This window comes from Rhodococcus opacus B4 (assembly GCF_000010805.1).
GTDB lineage: Bacteria > Actinomycetota > Actinomycetes > Mycobacteriales > Mycobacteriaceae > Rhodococcus_F > Rhodococcus_F opacus_C.
In genome coordinates, this window is the sequence record NC_012522.1 from 1166917 (window position 1) to 1182998 (window position 16082).

The window sequence follows — 16082 nt, forward strand, 5'->3', positions numbered from 1 at the left end:
CCCAGCCCCGGTCGGAGCACGCGGGGCGGCAGGTAATATTTGCTGCGCGCCTCCGTAGCTCAGGGGATAGAGCAAGAGCCTTCTAATCTCTTGGTCGCAGGTTCGAATCCTGCCGGGGGCACTCATTCGACGGAGCACCGGCCGGAGAAAACCCCCGATCACCTGGACACACAGGACTCGGGGGGCCGGGCGTCAGTCTTTCAGGAACGCCAGCAAGTCGGCGTTGATCGTCTCCGCGTGCGTGGTGGGCATGCCGTGGGGGAAGTCCTCATATGTCTTCAGCGTCCCGTTGGCGAGAAGCTTCGCGGACAGGGGTCCGGCGTCGGCGTAGGGCACGATCTGGTCGTCCTCGCTGTGCATCACGAGCACCGGCACCGTGATCTTCTTCAGGTCTTCGGTGAAATCGGTCTGCGAGAAGGCGACGATGCCGTCGTAGTGGGCCTTGGCCCCGCCCATCATCCCCTGACGCCACCAGTTCTCGATGATCGCCTCCGAGGACTCCACGCCCGGCCGGTTGAATCCGTAGAACGGCCCCGACGGCAGGTCGCGGTAGAAGACGGAACGGTTGGCCGCGAGTTGCGCCTGCAGGTCGTCGAACACCGACTTGGGCAGGCCGCCCGGATTCGCCTCCGTCTTCACCATCAGCGGCGGCACCGCGCTGATCAGTGCGGCTTTCGACACCCGGCTCTCGCCGTGTCGCGCGAGGTAGTGCGCGACCTCGCCGCCGCCGGTCGAATGGCCGACGTGGACGGCGTCGTGGAGGTCCAGGTGTGCGGTCAACTCGGCGAGGTCGTCGGCGTAGTGGTCCATGTCGTGGCCGTCGCCGGTCTGCGTGGAGCGCCCGTGCCCGCGCCGGTCGTGGGCGATGACTCGATAGCCGTGCCGGAGGAAGAACAGCATCTGCGTGTCCCAGTCGTCGGCCGACAGCGGCCAGCCGTGGCTGAACAACATGGGTTGACCGGTTCCCCAGTCCTTGTAGAAGATCTCCGTGCCGTCCTGCGTAGTGATCGTGCCCATGGGTGTGCCTTTCTCGACCGCTCCGGGAATGACGATGAGGACGGAATTCAGTACATCAAACTTCGGCGTGCGCACGGGCTGCTTCGACCGGCGCCGGCGGTCGCGTACTCGCGCGTAGCAAACCGACTGATTAGTCTTGTTCACGCATCGCCCCAACCCGACGGGGCAACGGTGCATCGGGACCCGCCACTTTCCTCCGCGAGTGGCGGGTTTCCCGTCCGTCGGTCGTCAGCTCCGCGGGGGTACCTCGAACACCAGCAGCGTGCTGGTGGCGGTGGCCACCAGGCGGCCCTGCGCGTCGGTGACCTCCCCTTCCGCGAAGGCGATGCGCCGGCCCGCCTTCTTCACGACGCCGGTAGCGGTGAGCGCCCCGGAGTCCTTGGCCGCCCCGCGGATGTAGTTGACCTTGATCTCGACCGACGTGTACCCCCACCCCGCGGGCAAGGTGGTGTGCACGGCGCAGCCCGCGACCGAATCGAGCAGCGTGCACACGGCGCCGCCGTGGATGGCGCCGATCGGGTTGTACTGCGACTCGTCGGGATCGAGCGCGAAGACCACCCTCCCGGGCTCGGCCTCGAGGAATCGCAAGTTCATCAAGCCGGCGATGGGCGGCGCCGGAACGCTGCCGTCGAGAATCGACCGCAGGTAGGTGAGGCCGTCGAGTTCCCGGGCCTTGCGCGCCGGACCCGCCGGGTCGTGCCATTCGACGATCTTCGACCGCACCTCGCCCCACTCACCGGTGTCCGGCACGCCCTCGACCGTCGCCACTTCTCCGTTCCCGTACGCGCTCACTATGCGGCTCCCCGCTGCGCCGACGGCGGATAGAGGACGTCGAGGTCGCCGGACAGCGCCGCCTTGACGGTGCGGGTGGTGTCGTCGGCGAGCACCTCGTGGGCGCCGGACTCGACGCCGTCGAAGGCCAACCGCGCAACCTCGGCCGCGGAGATCTTCTCCACGTCCAGACCGCTGGTCATGTCAGTGTCCATGTAGCCGAGATGCAGCCCGACCACCTGAATATTCTGCGCCGCGAGTTCGGCGCGCATGGCGTTGGTGGCACTCCACAGGGCGGCTTTCGAGACGCTGTAGGAGCCACCGACCGCCAGCCACGACAGCACGGAGTGCACGTTGAGGATCGCGCCGCCGCCGTTGGCGGCGATGATCGGCGCGAGCGCGCGCGTCACGTTGAGCGGACCGTACAGATTGGTTTCGAGCTCACGGCGCATCCCGTCGAGATCGCCGGTGAGCGGCGACTCGCCGACGAGGATCCCGGCGTTGTTGATCAGCACGCCGAGATCCCCGACGAGTTCCGCTGCGGCGTAGACCGATTCGGGGTTCGTGACGTCCAGTTGGATGGGCACGACCCGCGGGTGCCCGTCGATCGCCGACGTGTCACGTGCCGACGCGTAGACCGTGCGCGCTCCTCGTCTGAGCGCCTCGGCGACGAAGGCCCGCCCGAGCCCGCGATTGGCCCCGGTGACCAGCACCGTCCGATCCTGAATCGTGGTCATGGTGTCCCCTTCGAATGAGTAAGTCCGATTTTCCAACTAACTGCCCTCACGACAGTAAACCCTGTTAGTTGGAAAACGCAACCCTCTATGATGGAGGGCATGACCAACGGCGACCCCCAGCCAGCAACACCCGAGCTCGTCATGGACCGGATGCCCCTCACACCGAGGCCCTGCGCCATCGCCGCCACCATGGAGTTGATCGGCGACCGCTGGTCGATGCTGGTGATCCGCGAACTGTCCTACGGCGTGCACCGCTTCGACCGGATCGCGGGCTACATCGGCGTCTCCCGCGACATCCTCACCGCACGGCTACGCAAACTCGAGGAGGTCGGCGTCATCGAACGCAGGCAGTACTCCGAGCACCCGCCCCGCTTCGAGTACCACCTCACCCCCGCGGGCGAGGACCTGCGGCCGCTGTTGCTCTCCCTGTTCCAGTGGGGCAGCAAATGGGCCGTAGACGAGGCTCCTTCGGTGCTCGTGCACGACTGCGGGCACTCGCTGGAACTGGAACACCGCTGCGCGCATTGCGGCGAGGCGGTCGAGAACACCACCGTCGCAATGCATTCCCGCACCCCTCGACGGGAACGCTGACCTCCCCGGCACGGCGCGATACAGGACGTCCCGACACCGGTCTATAGTTTCCGATGTAAACGTCAGGTAAAGAAGTCCTCACACGTTAGGCAGGGGTGGTCTGTGTCAACGCGCGACCGGGTAGCAGAGATCTACGAGCAGGTCCGCCTGCGGAACGCCGGAGAACCCGAGTTCCACCAGGCCGCCGCGGAGGTCTTCGAATCGCTCCAGGTCGTGCTCGAGCGCCGTCCCCACTACGCCGATTCCGGACTGATCGAGCGACTGTGCGAGCCCGAACGTCAGATCATCTTCCGGGTGCCGTGGGTCGACGATTCCGGCAACGTGCACGTCAACCGTGGTTTCCGCGTGCAGTACAACAGCGTGCTCGGCCCCTACAAGGGTGGCCTGCGGTTTCACCCCAGCGTGAACCTGGGGATCGTGAAATTCCTCGGGTTCGAGCAGATCTTCAAGAACGCCCTCACCGGGCTTCCGATCGGCGGCGGCAAGGGCGGCTCCGACTTCGATCCCAAGGGTCGTTCCGAGGCCGAGATCATGCGGTTCTGCCAGTCGTTCATGACCGAGCTGCATCGCCACATCGGTGAATACACCGACGTCCCCGCGGGGGACATCGGCGTCGGCGGCCGCGAGATCGGCTACCTGTTCGGCCAGTACAAGCGGCTCACCAACTCGTACGAGTCGGGCGTCCTCACCGGCAAGGGACTCACCTGGGGCGGCTCGCAGGTGCGTCGCGAGGCGACCGGGTACGGCGTCGCCTACTTCGTCGCCGAGATGCTGAAGACCGCGAACAGCTCACTGGGCGGCAAGACCGTCGTCGTCTCCGGTTCCGGAAACGTCGCGATCTACGCGATCGAGAAGGTCCACCAACTCGGCGGAATCGCGATCGCGGCCTCCGACTCCGCGGGGTACGTCGTCGACGAGAAGGGCATCGACCTCGAACTCCTGAAAGAGATCAAGGAGGTGCGGCGTGGACGGATCAGCGAGTACGCGGACACCGTGCCGCACGCCAGGTTCGTGCCGAACGGTTCGATCTGGGATGTGCCGTGCGACGTCGCACTGCCCTGCGCCACCCAGAACGAACTCGACGAATCGGCAGCCAAGACCCTGGTCACGAATGGTGTGCAGGCGGTGGCGGAGGGCGCGAACATGCCCACCACCCCACAGGGCGTCCAGGTGTTCCGCGATGCCGCCGTGGCATTCGCACCGGGCAAGGCGGCCAATGCGGGCGGGGTCGCGACGTCGGCACTCGAGATGCAGCAGAACGCATCCCGCGACTCGTGGGGCTTCGCGTACACCGACGAGCGGTTGGCCGGGATCATGCGCGGCATCCACGAACGCACTGTCACCACCGCCGCCGAGTACGGCATGCCGGGCGACTACGTGCACGGCGCGAACATCGCCGGATTCGTGAAGGTCGCCGACGCCATGATCTCGCTCGGCGTCATCTAGCGAAACGACGGGGCCACGACCCTCACTGTCGACGGTCGCGGCCCCGCTCGGATCCTCAGTCGACCGGCTTGTCCTCGGCCTCGTCCTCGCGGGCCTTCTTCGAGGCCTCACGCATCTCGATGCCGTCGGACACCCAGTCGCCGATCTCCCGGGTGACGTCCCGGACGGCGCCCGCGATGATCGTCGCGATCTGACCCACGTGCGTGGCCGCCGACTCCGTCAATTCCTGCACGGTGTCCTTGCGCCGCTCGAACTTCCCCACCATGTGTTTCGCCTCTCAGGCTGCACTCTTCTGCCGCTCGACGATAACACCGGGAGGGGTGTCCGACGAGACGAGACCGGGCGGCAGTGCGAACGTGAAGATTTTCGCCCACACGGAGCCGATCTGCTTGAAGAAGCCACCGGTGTTGTAGGGCAGACCGTGCTTCTCGCACAGCGCCTTCACGACGGGCGCCATCTCCGGGTACCGGTGAGCGGGCAGGTCCGGGAACAAATGGTGCTCGATCTGGTGCGACAGGTTGCCGGACATGATGTGGAACAGCGGGCTCCCCTCGATGTTCGCGCTGCCGAGCATCTGCCGGACGTACCACTCGCCGCGGGTTTCCTCCGCGGTCTCGTCCTCGGTGAAACTCTGCACGCCGGTGGGGAAATGGCCGCAGAAGATGATGGAGTACGCCCACACGTTGCGGATCAGGTTGGCGGTCACGTTGCCGAGCAGTGTGGGGACGAACAGCGGCCCGGTGAGCGCGGGGAAGATCACGTAGTCCTTGAGCACCTGCCGACCGGCCTTGCGCCACCAGCCCTTCAGCAACGGCTTGACGTCGTGCCACTTGCGCTTGCCCTGGATCACGTTCTCCGCTTCCAGGTCGTGCATCATGACGCCCCACTCGAACAGCATCATCAGGAAGAAGGCGTAGACCGGGTTCCCCAGGTAGTAGGGGTTCCACTTCTGCGCCTCGTCGATCCGCAGGATGCCGTAGCCGATGTCCCGGTCCCGGCCGAGGATGTTGGTGTAGGTGTGGTGCATGTAGTTGTGGGAATGCTTCCACTGATCGGCCGGGCAGACGGTGTCCCATTCGAACACGCGGGAGTTCAGGCCCGGTTCACGCATCCAGTCGTACTGGCCGTGCATGACGTTGTGGCCGATCTCCATGTTGTCGAGAATCTTCGACACCCCGAGTGCCCCGACCCCGGCAATCCAGGCCGGTGGGAAGAATCCGAGGTACATCAGCCCGCGGCCGGCGACCTCGAATCCCCTCTGCGCCTTGATGATCTTGTAGATGTATTCGCGGTCCTCGGCGCCGAGGTCCGCAACCGTCCGGTCGCGGAGGGCGTCCAGTTCCCGGCCGATCTCTTCGACCTGGTCGTGACTGAGCACCACCGGGGCGTCGTTGCGGGAACCGTCGGAGCCGTCGACGAACGGGAGGAACGAGAGCGAGAGTCCAAACATGTCGGTCTCCAAACGTTGAATGTCGAGTGAAAGTCAGATGTCGAGGGCGACGTCGCCCACCGGAACCGAGACGCACAGCTGGATCGCCTTGTCCGGATCGGTGTCGGTGTCGCCGGTGCGGACGTTCTTGGTGCACCCCGATTTCTTCACCGTGGTGCAGGAGAAACAGATGCCCATCCGGCAGCCGTACTCGGGATGGAGCCCGGCGGCCTCGGCCTGTTCGAGCAGCGTCTTTCCGGAGTTGTCCGCGGTGACGCCGCTGGCGGTGAAGGACACCGCACCACCGGCCTCACCCTCCGCCGGGGCTGCGGCGGGAGCGAATTCCTCGGTGTGGAGACGGTCCTCGATGCCGAGTTCGCGGTACACCTCGCGGACGCCACGCATCAGTCCGGGCGGGCCGCACAGGAAGGTTTCGGCGTCCGCGTACCAGGGCGCCACGGCGTCGAGGTGCTCCTGGCCGAAGAACCCGTGGAGATGGCCGCCGGTCTCCTGATCGGTGTACGCCAACACGAGGGAGACGTTGGCGTTCGCGGCCGCGAGCGCACGCAGCTCGTCGAGGTATGCGACGTCGTTTTCGGTGTACGCGTAGTGCAGAAAAGTGATGCTCCCGAAGTGCTGCTCGTCGACGAGGGTGCGCAGCATCGACAGAACCGGGGTGATTCCGCTGCCTCCGCTCACCAGCAGGAGCCGGCGAGGGCGAGGAGACGGAAGAGTGAATTCTCCCGCCGCCTGGGACAGGTCGAGCACGAGACCGGGGCTCGCGTGCGCGTGCAGGTACTGCGAGACCAGACCCTCGGGATGCGCCTTGACCGTCAGCTCGACGAGCCCGTCGGTGGACGCCTGTGCATTGGCCGGTGAGTAGCACCGGGTGTGCCGAACCCCATCGATCACGACGCCCACCTGCACGAACTGCCCCGCACGGAATCCGCGCCACTGCCGGGTGGGGCGCAGCGTGAGGGTGACGGTGTCGGCGGTGGACCGCCGGACCTCGACCACTTCGGCGCGCAGGTCGCGCACGGTGACCATGGGAGTGACGAGTTCGAGGTAGCGGTCGAGCTGGTGCGGAGTGGCCATCGCCTCGAACAACGACAGCAGTGAGAACCTGCGTTCCTCCGCCGGACGACTGGTGTGGGCAACTGACACGTCGGCCTCCTCCATTTGAGTGCACGGTTGTACACTGACAATAGTGTGACAGAGGGGGACAGGAAGTTGTCAATCGGAATGTGACCGCACGCACACTCGAGGCAGGGATCGGATTTGCATGCCGGACGACGAGTACGAGCACCCGGAGATGACGGGTGTCGGCACCGCCACGAATACACTCACAGCCGTGAGTCAGTCGACCGGCGCCGAACCGGAGAGCAGGGCAGCCCGCAAGGAGCGCACGAGGAAGGCCCTTCTCGACGGCACGCTCGAACTCATGGCGGACCGCAGTTTCGCCGGCGTGAGCCTGCGCGAGATCGCCCGCACCGCAGGAATCGTGCCCACCGCGTTCTACCGCCACTTCGCGTCCATCGAGGAACTCGGTGTGGTGCTCGTCGAGGAGGGCATGCGAATCCTGCGCCAGATGCTCCGCGACGCCCGGCGCACGCCGAGCACCAAAAGCGCCGGCGCATCCCTCGACATCCTCGTGCGACAGGTCCGCACCCACGAGGCGCAGTTCCGGTTCCTCAGCCGCGAACGCTACGGCGGCGTCCCCGAAATTCGCCGTGCGATCGCGACCGAGATGACACTGTTCGTCAGCGAACTCACGGTGGATCTGTCCCGCATCGACGGTCTGCAGTCCTGGGACCACGACGACCTGGAGATGGCGGCCGACCTGATCGTGTCCACCATGTTCGCCGTCGTCGTCGATCTGCTCGAGGCCGATCGTCCCGGAAGCCGAAGCGAGGCCGAGGTGGTCGCGCGCGCCGAACGGCAACTACGCCTGATCATGCTCGGCATGAGCGGGTGGAATCCCGGAAAGTAGTCGCACTCTCACCGTACGGTGGGGGCATGTCGAACCTCCTCGAGCACACCCACGTCCCGGTAGGTCCGCTCACCTTCGATGTCGCGGTCGGTGGTCCGGTCGGCGGCGACGCCGTCCTCCTTCTCCACGGTTACCCGGAGAGCGCGGCGTCGTGGTCACCGGTCGCGGCCCTCCTGAACGACGCGGGCCTCCGGACCTACGCGCCGAACCAGCGTGGATACTCGCCCGGTGCACGACCCGACGGAGTCGACTCCTACCGTATCGACCACCTCGTCGCTGATGTCGTGGGGCTGCTCGACGCCCTCGACATCGACACGGTGCACCTCGTCGGCCACGACTGGGGATCCATCGTGGCGTGGTGCGTGGCGGCCCGCCACCCGGGTCGCGTCACGTCGCTGACCACGGTGTCGGTTCCCCATCCCGCGGCCTTCGGCTGGGCGCTACGCGAAGACGAAGACCAGCAACAGCGATCGTCCTACATCCAGTTCCTGCGGACGGAGGGCAAGGCCGAGCACGTCCTCCTTCGCGAGGACGCCCAGCGGCTGCGCGCGGTGTTCGGGGACGTCGTGAGTTCCGAACTCGTAGACGAGCACGTTGGGCTTCTGAGTGAACCGGGCGCGCTGACCGCCGCGCTGAACTGGTACCGCGCCATGACAAGTGACTTCGAGGCGACACCCGCCGTCACCGTTCCCACGACTTACGTCTGGAGCACCGGCGACATCGCGATCGGGCGTGCCGCGGCGGAGAGGTGTGGCGAGTTCGTCGATGCGCCCTACGAGTTCGTCGTCCTGGACGGTGCTACGCATTGGGTTCCCGAGGAGTGTCCGGAACTGCTCACGAAGGCAATTCTGGAACGCGCCCGTTCAACGATCTGATCGGCGGTTCACCTCCATGTGCGGCGACAGTCTGGTGTGATGGCACTACGCGTCTCGTGCACCCTGGGAGGCACCATGAGTGGCATCGCAATCCTGCTGGTCGGCGCGGTTCTGTGCTTCGCCGGTGTCGGTTCACTCCACGTCGCCGTGCTCGCCTCGGGATTCGGCCTCGGCTGGCTCCTCGCAGATCTGCTGTCACTGTCGCTCGGGACGACGTTCCTGGTCGCGGCGATCGGCGCGGTCGTGGTGTGGGTGGCCACCACTTTGATCTTCAAATTCGCCGCATTCTTCATCGGAGGCATCGCGGGCGCCGTGATCGGAGCGAAGTTCAGTCGTGTACTGCAGCCCGACGACGCCAACTGGCTCCTCAGCGGAATCGTGATCGTCGCGCTCGCCGTCGCCTGTGGTTTCATCGCCGACCGGTACCGCGCGCGGGCATTGTTGTGGCTCACCGCGCTCGGCGGCGCCAGCTTGGTGCTGACCGGACTCGGTCTGGCCATCAGCCCCCTGCGGTTCCTCGAGGATCCGAACGAGGGCACCCAGCAGTTCTTCGCCTCGGTGATCTGGATCGTCGTGGCGGCGGCGGGCTGGCTGACCCAGCGTCGGCTGTTCCCGGAGAAACTCCGGATCGACGACGATCGTCGCGCGAAGCGTTAGTCGCGTTCGGGCGCCTTCACCACCGTCAGCGCGGCGAGCCCGATCGCGAGCACGATGACCAGGCCGAGGATCCCCGCCCGATCGGCCGCGAACCACCAGGCGAACAGCCCGAAGAGGGTGGGCGAGAGGAACGACACCGCGCGACCGGTGGTCGCGTACAGGCCGAACATCTGGCCCTCCCGGCCGGGCGGGGTGATCCGGGCCAGGAATGTGCGCGCGGACGACTGCGCGGGACCGACGAACAGGCACAGCAGCAGTCCGAAGATCCAGAACATGGCCGGTCCGGAGACGGCCGTCAGTACGACGCCGACGACGATCATCGCGATCAGGGACGTCATGATGACGGTCTTCGGGCCGATCCGGTCGTCGAACCGGCCGGCGGTGAGCGCGCCGAGCGCGGAGACGACGTTGGCGGCGACGCCGAACAGCAGCACGTCACCGGCGCTGATGCCGTAGACGTTGACGGCGAGGACGGCGCCGAACGTGAAGACACCGGCCAGCCCGTCGCGGAACAGCGCACTCGCCACCAGGAAGTACACGGTGCGCCGGTCGGCGGACCAGAGGTCGCGCAGATCCCGCCACAGCACCCGGTACGACTCGACGAAACCGGCCTTGGCCGCACCCGGATCGGCATTCGTGCGGGGCAGCTCGGGGACCTTCAGCAGCACGGGAATCGCGAAGACCGCGAACCAGACGGCGGCGAGCAGCGCGACCATCCGGATGTTCAGGCCGCCGTCGGTGGTGAGCCCGAGGAATCCCCGCGTGTCGCCGTCGCCGGCGATGAATCCGAAGTAACACAGCAGCAGCAGCACGATCCCACCGAAATAGCCCATCGCCCAGCCGAACCCGGACACCCTCCCGATGTTCGCCGGCGTCGACACCTGCCTGAGCATCGCGTTGTACGGGACGCCGGCCAGTTCGAAGATCACCGAACCCGCGGCCAGTAGCACCAGCCCGAGCCACAGGTACTGATACGAGTCGCGGACGAGGAACATCGCCGCCATGCAGCCGACCGTCGCGAAGGTGAGGACGCCGAGCGCCCACTTGCGTCGTCCTGCGGCGTCGAATCGCTGACCGGTGACGGGGGCGAGCACGGCGATGAGGAAGCCGGCGATGCCGAGCGACCAGCCCAGCCAGGTGCTCGCGGAGATCGATCCCGGCAGGTCCTCCCCCACGGCGTCCGTCAGGTACACGGAGAAGACGAACGTGAGGATCACGGCGTTGAAGGCGGCCGAACCCCAGTCCCACAACCCCCACGCGACAACCTGTCTGCGCGTCGCGGCCTCGCCGATCCCGGCAGGCGGACGAACGTCGGTGCTCATGCCCGCGAGCCTATGCGAGCGAACGGCACATGCGTGCGGTCTGACGCGACGAGCGTCCTCGTTCGACGGGGAGACTTAGTGTGCACTCAGTTGCATACTCACCTCGTTGCATACATACTTCGGTCCGTGGCACTCGAACATGCGCTCCTCGTATCCCTGACCGAGCACTCCGGCTCGGGGTACGAATTGGCGCGCCGGTTCGACAAGTCCATCGGCTTCTTCCAGAGCGCCACCCACCAGCAGATCTACCGCGTCCTCAAACGCATGGGCGAGGCAGGGTGGGTCGACGCCGAGGTGGTGGCGCAGGACGGCAGACCCGACAAGAAGGTGTACCGGGTCAGCGCGGCCGGACGCGCGGAACTCGCGCGGTGGATCGCCGAACCCACCGAGCCCAACCACCTGCGCAACGAGCTGGCAGTGAAGATCCGGGCCGCGGGGCACGGTGACGTCGCCGCACTCACGGCCGAGGTCGCCCGCCACCGCGACGGCCACGCCGCCCGGCTCGAGGTGTACCGCATGATCGAAAAACGCGACTTTCCCGCACCGGACCAGCTCTCCGGGGCAGCCCTGCACCAGTACCTCGTCCTGCGCGGCGGAATCCGCGTCGAGGAGGGGTTCGCCGACTGGTGTCAAGAAGTACTCGACGCGCTCTCACAGTAAGGACACGACCGCCAATGACACAGTTCCCTCAGCTGCTCGCCCCGCTCGACCTCGGCTTCACGACGCTGAAGAACCGGGTGATCATGGGTTCCATCCACACCGGACTCGAGGACCGCGCCAAGGACGTCCCGCGGCTGGCGGAGTATTTCGCCGAGCGCGCCCGCGGAGGGGTCGCGCTAATCGTCACCGGCGGTTACGCGCCCAACCGGACAGGCTGGCTGTTGCCGTTCGGCGCGAAGCTCACCAACCGCGTCGAGGCCCGCAGGCACCGCGCGATCACGAAGGCGGTGCACGACGAGGGCGGCAAGATCGCCCTGCAGATCCTGCACGCCGGGCGGTACAGCTACCAGCCGTTCAGTGTCTCCGCCTCGTCGATCAAGGCCCCCATCAACCCGTTCCGGCCCCGCAAACTCACCGGCCGCGGCGTCCGGTGGCAGATCCGCAACTTCGTGCGCTGCGCGCGCCTCGCGCAGCAGGCGAACTACGACGGCGTCGAGATCATGGGCGGTGAGGGCTACTTCGTCAACCAGTTCCTGTGCGAGCGCACCAACAAACGTACCGACGAGTGGGGCGGGACTCCCGGGAACCGCCGCCGGATGGCAGTCGAGATCGTCCGTCGCACCCGCGCGGCCGTCGGCCCGGATTTCATCATCATCTTCCGCCTGTCGATGGCCGACCTCGTCGAGGGCGGTCAGACCTGGGACGAGATCGTCGCGCTGGCGGAGGAAGTGGAGGCGGCGGGCGCAACCATCATCAACACCGACATCGGCTGGCACGAATCGCGTGTTCCCACGATCGTGACGTCGGTGCCGCGGGCCGCGTTCGCCGACATCACCGGCAAACTCGAGAAGCACGTGACCATCCCCGTGGCCGCGTCGAACCGGATCAACATGCCGGAGGTTGCCGAGGAGATCCTGACCCGCGGTGACGCACAGCTGATCTCGATGGCGCGCCCGATGCTCGCCGATCCCGACTGGGTGCGGAAGGCGGAGGCAGGCACTCCCGACGAGATCAACACGTGCATCGCGTGCAACCAGGCCTGCCTCGACCACGCCTTCGTCCGCAAGCACGTGTCGTGCCTGCTGAATCCGCGGGCGGGCCGGGAGACGGAACTGACGCTCGCGCCCACCCGGACCGCAAAGCGGGTCGCCGTCGTCGGGGCGGGCCCCGCGGGACTGTCCGCGGCGCTCGGACTGGCCCACCGCGGCCACTCGGTGACGCTGTTCGAGGCGCATTCGGAGATCGGCGGCCAATTCGGCATCGCCCGCAGGATCCCCGGCAAGGAGGAGTTCGCGGAGACCATCCGGTATTACAACCGCCAGCTGCCGTTGGCCGGTGTCGATCTCCGGCTCGACACCCGCGTCACCGCGGCCGAGCTGGTCGGCACGTACGACGAGGTGATCGTCGCGACCGGTGTGACGCCGCGCGTGCCGTCCATTCCGGGGATCGACCATCCGAAGGTGCTCACCTATCCGGAGGTCGTCCGCGGCGGCAAGCCCGTCGGGCGGTCGGTCGCGGTGATCGGGGCCGGCGGGATCGGCGTCGACGTCAGCGAGTTCCTCACCCACGAGCACTCCCCGACTCTCGACCTGAAGGAATGGAAGCAGGAGTGGGGTGTCACCGAACCCGAGGCCGCGGCGGGCGCCCTCACCACACCGATCCCCGAACCGTCGCCGCGTGAGGTGTACCTGCTGCAACGCAAGAGCGGCCGGATCGGCGCGGGACTCGCCAAGACCACCGGCTGGGTCCACCGGGCGGCGCTGAAGAGCAAGGGCGTCCAAGAGCTGTCCGGGGTCAACTACGAGCGCATCGACGACGACGGCCTGCACATCACGTTCGGCGCCAAGCGCGAGAAGCCCCGCACTCTCGCCGTCGACAACGTCGTGATCTGCGCGGGCCAGGAATCGGTGCGGGATCTCGTCGACGAACTGACCGTCGCCGGCGTCACCACCCACGTCATCGGGGGCGCGGACGTCGCCGCCGAACTCGACGCCAAGCGCGCCATCGAGCAGGGCACCCGGCTCGCGGCCCGCATCTGACGCACTACGCTGCTGACCGTGAGCTTGCCGAACCCCACCCCCAGTGCCCGCGCCGTCGTGACCGGCGCCTCGTCCGGAATCGGCGAGGCGCTGGCCGCCGAGCTGGCCTCCCGCGGACACTCCCTGATCCTCGTCGCGCGCCGCGGCGAGGTGATGGAGTCACTCGCCGGGACCCTTCGCGACCAGTACGGTGTCGCGGTCGACGTGCATGCGTGCGATCTGTCGGACCGGGACGCGCGCGCCGCCCTCGTCACCGAGCTGGCCGGCCGGGAGATCAGCGTCCTGTGCAACAACGCCGGCATCGCCACGTTCGGCCCCGTCGCCGGGCTCGACCCCGCGTACGAGCGCGCGCAGGTGGAACTCAATGCCGTTGCCGTGCACGACCTCACCCTCGCGGTGCTGCCCGGGATGATCGAACGCGGGTCCGGGGCGATCCTCATGGTCGGCTCGGCGGCGGGCAACATGCCCATCCCCCACAACGCCACCTACGCGGCCAGCAAGGCGTTCGTCAACACGTTCTCCGAGTCGCTGCGCGGCGAACTGAAGGGGACCGGCGTGAACGTCACCCTGCTCGCCCCCGGCCCGGTGCGCACCGAGGAGCCCGATCCGGCGGATGCGTCGATCGTGGACAGGCTGGTGCCCGACTTCCTGTGGATCTCCAGCGAATACACCGCCAAGGTGTCGCTCGACGGACTGGCCGACAACAAGATGCGTGTGGTGCCCGGCATCATCAGCAAGGCGATGTCCGTTGCCGGGCAGTACAGTCCACGCGCGGTCGTCGCGCCGATCGTCGGGACGTTCTACAAGAAGCTGGGCAGTTAGTCACCGCCTGCGACGTCTGCCTGTCCCGAATATGCTGCGGGTGATCTCGCGGCCTGCCGCCGACGCCGCCGACCGGAGGAAACTCTTCACGGCGGAGTTCCCGAGGATCTGCTCGGCCATGTTCGGCCCCTCCGGCTGCGCGGGCGCCGGCGGCGGCAGGTCGGGCAGCGGTGGCAGGTCGAGGCCCGGTTCCGCGGTCGGCGCACCGGCGACCTTGGCGGTCAGCTTCTCGTACGCCGATTCCCGGTCGACGGTCTGCCGGTACTTCGCCGACAGCGGGCTCGACGCGGCCACGGCCCTGATGGCGTCGTTGCCGATGGTGTCCATCAGCGAACGCGGGGGCCGAATCCTCGTCCACGCCACCGGCGTCGGCGAGCCCCGCTCCGACAGAACGGTCACGATCGCCTCGCCGATTCCCAGTGAGGTGAGCGCCTTCTCGAGGTCGTAGTTGTCGGTGGTCGGGTACGTCCGAACCGTTTTGGTCAGGGCCTTCTGGTCGTCGGGCGTGAACGCCCGCAGCGCGTGCTGGATCCGCGCGCCGAGTTGCGACAGCACCGCGTTCGGGACGTCCGTCGGCAACTGGGTGCAGAAGAACACCCCCACGCCCTTGGAGCGGATGAGCTTCACGGTCTGTTCCACCTGCTGCAGGAACGCCTTCGACGCGTCCGCGAAGAGCAGGTGGGCCTCGTCGAAGATGAAGACGAGTTTGGGTTTGTCGAGATCGCCTTCCTCGGGCAGGGTCTGGAACAGGTCTGCCAGCACCCACATCAGGAACGTGGAGAACAGTGCCGGGCGCGCGGCCTGGGCGCCCAACTCGAACAGGGTGATCACACCCGTGCCGTCGATCACCCGGAGCAGATCCTCGGTCTCGAGTTCGGGTTCCCCGAAGAACGTGTCGCCGCCGTCGGCTTCGAGATTGACGAGGGCCCTGAGGATCACACCGGCCGTGGCCGGGGACACGCCGCCGATGCCCTTCAGATCGGCCTTGCCCTCGTCGCTGGTGAGATGCGCGATGACCGATCGCAGATCCTTCAGGTCGAGCAGCGCGAGCCCCTGGACGTCGGCCCAGTGGAAGATCAGCCCCAGCGTGGACTCCTGGGTCTCGTTGAGTCCGAGCACCTTGGCGAGCAGGATCGGCCCGAACGCCGTGATGGTCGCGCGGACGGGAATGCCCAGGCCTTCCGTTCCCAGCGAAAGGAATTCGACGGGTGATCCCGCAGGCCGCCACCGGTCGTCGCCCGTCTCGGCTGCCCGGTCCGTGACCTTGCCCGTGGCCTCGCCCGGCTGTGACAGGCCCGACAGGTCGCCCTTCACGTCGGCCATGACCACGGGAACCCCTGCGGCCGACAGCTGCTCGGCAATACCCTGCAGTGTCTTCGTCTTTCCCGTCCCCGTGGCGCCGGCGACGAGGCCGTGCCGGTTGATCGTCGCGAGAGGGATGCGCACGCGGGCCGCAGGATCCACGGCGCCGCCCAGAACCACGGTTCCCAGTTCCAGCGCCGCGCCCTCCGAGGAGTACCCGGCCGCGATGTCCGCGGCGGCGCCGACCGGAGCGCGGTTCTCTGCAGCCTCCGCGTCCCGGGCCTCCTGCTCGGCTGCCTCCGCCGCTGCCGCTGCCTCCGCCGCCACCCTGGCCGCCTCGGCGGCCGCTGCCCTCGCTGCCGCCGCTCTCTCCGCCGGGGTCGAGGTCGCGTCGCCGTCCTGCGATTGCCGGGTCATCCAAGCC

At 67.3% G+C, this 16082-nt stretch carries 16 protein-coding genes and 1 tRNA gene; 9 read left to right on the top strand and 8 right to left on the bottom strand.

Translation table 11 applies throughout. The features are described 5' to 3' along the window. Positions 1 to 48: 48 nt before the first annotated feature. Positions 49 to 121, top strand: a tRNA-Arg gene (locus ROP_RS05470). A gap of 71 nt (positions 122 to 192) precedes the next feature. Here ROP_RS05470 and ROP_RS05475 read toward each other — a convergent pair. The 3 genes from ROP_RS05475 to ROP_RS05485 form a co-directional block, all read right to left on the bottom strand. Continuing rightward, positions 193 to 1017, bottom strand: coding sequence for an alpha/beta fold hydrolase (locus ROP_RS05475; protein ID WP_012688341.1), 825 nt, complete (start codon positions 1015 to 1017; stop codon positions 193 to 195). Positions 1018 to 1245: 228 nt separating this feature from the next. Further along, the gene (locus ROP_RS05480; RefSeq protein WP_012688342.1) at positions 1246 to 1809 is read right to left on the bottom strand and encodes a PaaI family thioesterase; all 564 of its coding nucleotides are present in this window, start codon (positions 1807 to 1809) and stop codon (positions 1246 to 1248) included. Then, positions 1809 to 2525 (bottom strand): SDR family oxidoreductase, encoded by a 717-nt coding sequence (locus tag ROP_RS05485; RefSeq protein WP_012688343.1) that lies wholly within the window; start codon positions 2523 to 2525, stop codon positions 1809 to 1811. The genes ROP_RS05480 and ROP_RS05485 overlap by 1 nt, the downstream gene beginning before the upstream one ends. An 87-nt stretch (positions 2526 to 2612) precedes the next feature. Between ROP_RS05485 and ROP_RS05490 the strand changes: the two genes are divergently transcribed. Together ROP_RS05490 and gdhA are read left to right on the top strand one after the other, a co-directional pair. Then, positions 2613 to 3116 carry a winged helix-turn-helix transcriptional regulator gene (locus tag ROP_RS05490; protein WP_043824258.1) on the top strand — a complete coding sequence of 168 codons (504 nt, stop codon included), beginning with the start codon at positions 2613 to 2615 and terminating at the stop codon, positions 3114 to 3116. A gap of 102 nt (positions 3117 to 3218) precedes the next feature. Beyond that, positions 3219 to 4562 (top strand): NADP-specific glutamate dehydrogenase, encoded by a 1344-nt coding sequence (gene gdhA / locus ROP_RS05495; protein ID WP_012688345.1) that lies wholly within the window; start codon positions 3219 to 3221, stop codon positions 4560 to 4562. A 55-nt stretch (positions 4563 to 4617) separates the two neighbouring features. On the opposite strand, the gene ROP_RS05500 is transcribed toward gdhA, so the two are convergent. Genes ROP_RS05500 through ROP_RS05510 form a run of 3 tightly spaced genes read right to left on the bottom strand, consistent with a single transcriptional unit; the run spans position 4618 to position 7155 of the window. Beyond that, positions 4618 to 4827 (bottom strand): hypothetical protein, encoded by a 210-nt coding sequence (locus tag ROP_RS05500; protein WP_012688346.1) that lies wholly within the window; start codon positions 4825 to 4827, stop codon positions 4618 to 4620. 12 nt (positions 4828 to 4839) lie between these two features. After that, complete coding sequence (locus ROP_RS05505; protein ID WP_012688347.1) at positions 4840 to 6012, bottom strand: fatty acid desaturase family protein; 1173 nt, start codon at positions 6010 to 6012, stop codon at positions 4840 to 4842. A gap of 33 nt (positions 6013 to 6045) precedes the next feature. Next, on the bottom strand, positions 6046 to 7155 hold the full coding sequence (locus ROP_RS05510; RefSeq protein ID WP_043826271.1) for a ferredoxin reductase: 1110 nt from the start codon (positions 7153 to 7155) through the stop codon (positions 6046 to 6048). Positions 7156 to 7273: 118 nt separating this feature from the next. On the opposite strand from ROP_RS05510, the gene ROP_RS05515 reads away from it, so the two are divergent. The 3 genes from ROP_RS05515 (at position 7274) to ROP_RS05525 (ending at position 9513) form a co-directional block, all read left to right on the top strand. Further along, positions 7274 to 7981: a TetR family transcriptional regulator gene (locus ROP_RS05515; RefSeq protein ID WP_012688349.1), complete on the top strand. Its 708-nt coding sequence runs from the start codon at positions 7274 to 7276 to the stop codon at positions 7979 to 7981. A 26-nt stretch (positions 7982 to 8007) separates the two neighbouring features. Next, on the top strand, positions 8008 to 8856 hold the full coding sequence (locus ROP_RS05520; protein ID WP_012688350.1) for an alpha/beta fold hydrolase: 849 nt from the start codon (positions 8008 to 8010) through the stop codon (positions 8854 to 8856). Positions 8857 to 8931: 75 nt separating this feature from the next. Further along, positions 8932 to 9513: a hypothetical protein gene (locus ROP_RS05525; protein ID WP_012688351.1), complete on the top strand. Its 582-nt coding sequence runs from the start codon at positions 8932 to 8934 to the stop codon at positions 9511 to 9513. On the opposite strand, the gene ROP_RS05530 is transcribed toward ROP_RS05525, so the two are convergent. Next, entirely contained in the window at positions 9510 to 10835 is a 1326-nt protein-coding gene (locus tag ROP_RS05530) for an MFS transporter (protein ID WP_012688352.1), read from the bottom strand. The two genes, ROP_RS05525 and ROP_RS05530, sit on opposite strands and share 4 nt — an antisense overlap. Before the next feature lie 126 nt (positions 10836 to 10961). Here ROP_RS05530 and ROP_RS05535 point away from each other — a divergent pair, with 126 nt between their 5' ends. The 3 genes from ROP_RS05535 to cmrA are packed head-to-tail and all read left to right on the top strand — an operon-like array spanning position 10962 to position 14356. Continuing rightward, complete coding sequence (locus tag ROP_RS05535; protein WP_012688353.1) at positions 10962 to 11495, top strand: PadR family transcriptional regulator; 534 nt, start codon at positions 10962 to 10964, stop codon at positions 11493 to 11495. Positions 11496 to 11509: 14 nt separating this feature from the next. Then, a complete protein-coding gene (locus tag ROP_RS05540; protein ID WP_012688354.1) occupies positions 11510 to 13534 on the top strand; it encodes an NADPH-dependent 2,4-dienoyl-CoA reductase in 2025 nt (674 codons plus the stop codon). A gap of 18 nt (positions 13535 to 13552) precedes the next feature. After that, entirely contained in the window at positions 13553 to 14356 is an 804-nt protein-coding gene (gene cmrA, locus ROP_RS05545) for a mycolate reductase (RefSeq protein WP_012688355.1), read from the top strand. Here cmrA and ROP_RS05550 read toward each other — a convergent pair whose 3' ends face one another. Continuing rightward, a complete protein-coding gene (locus ROP_RS05550; RefSeq protein WP_012688356.1) occupies positions 14357 to 16075 on the bottom strand; it encodes a helicase HerA-like domain-containing protein in 1719 nt (572 codons plus the stop codon). Positions 16076 to 16082 lie beyond the last annotated feature (7 nt).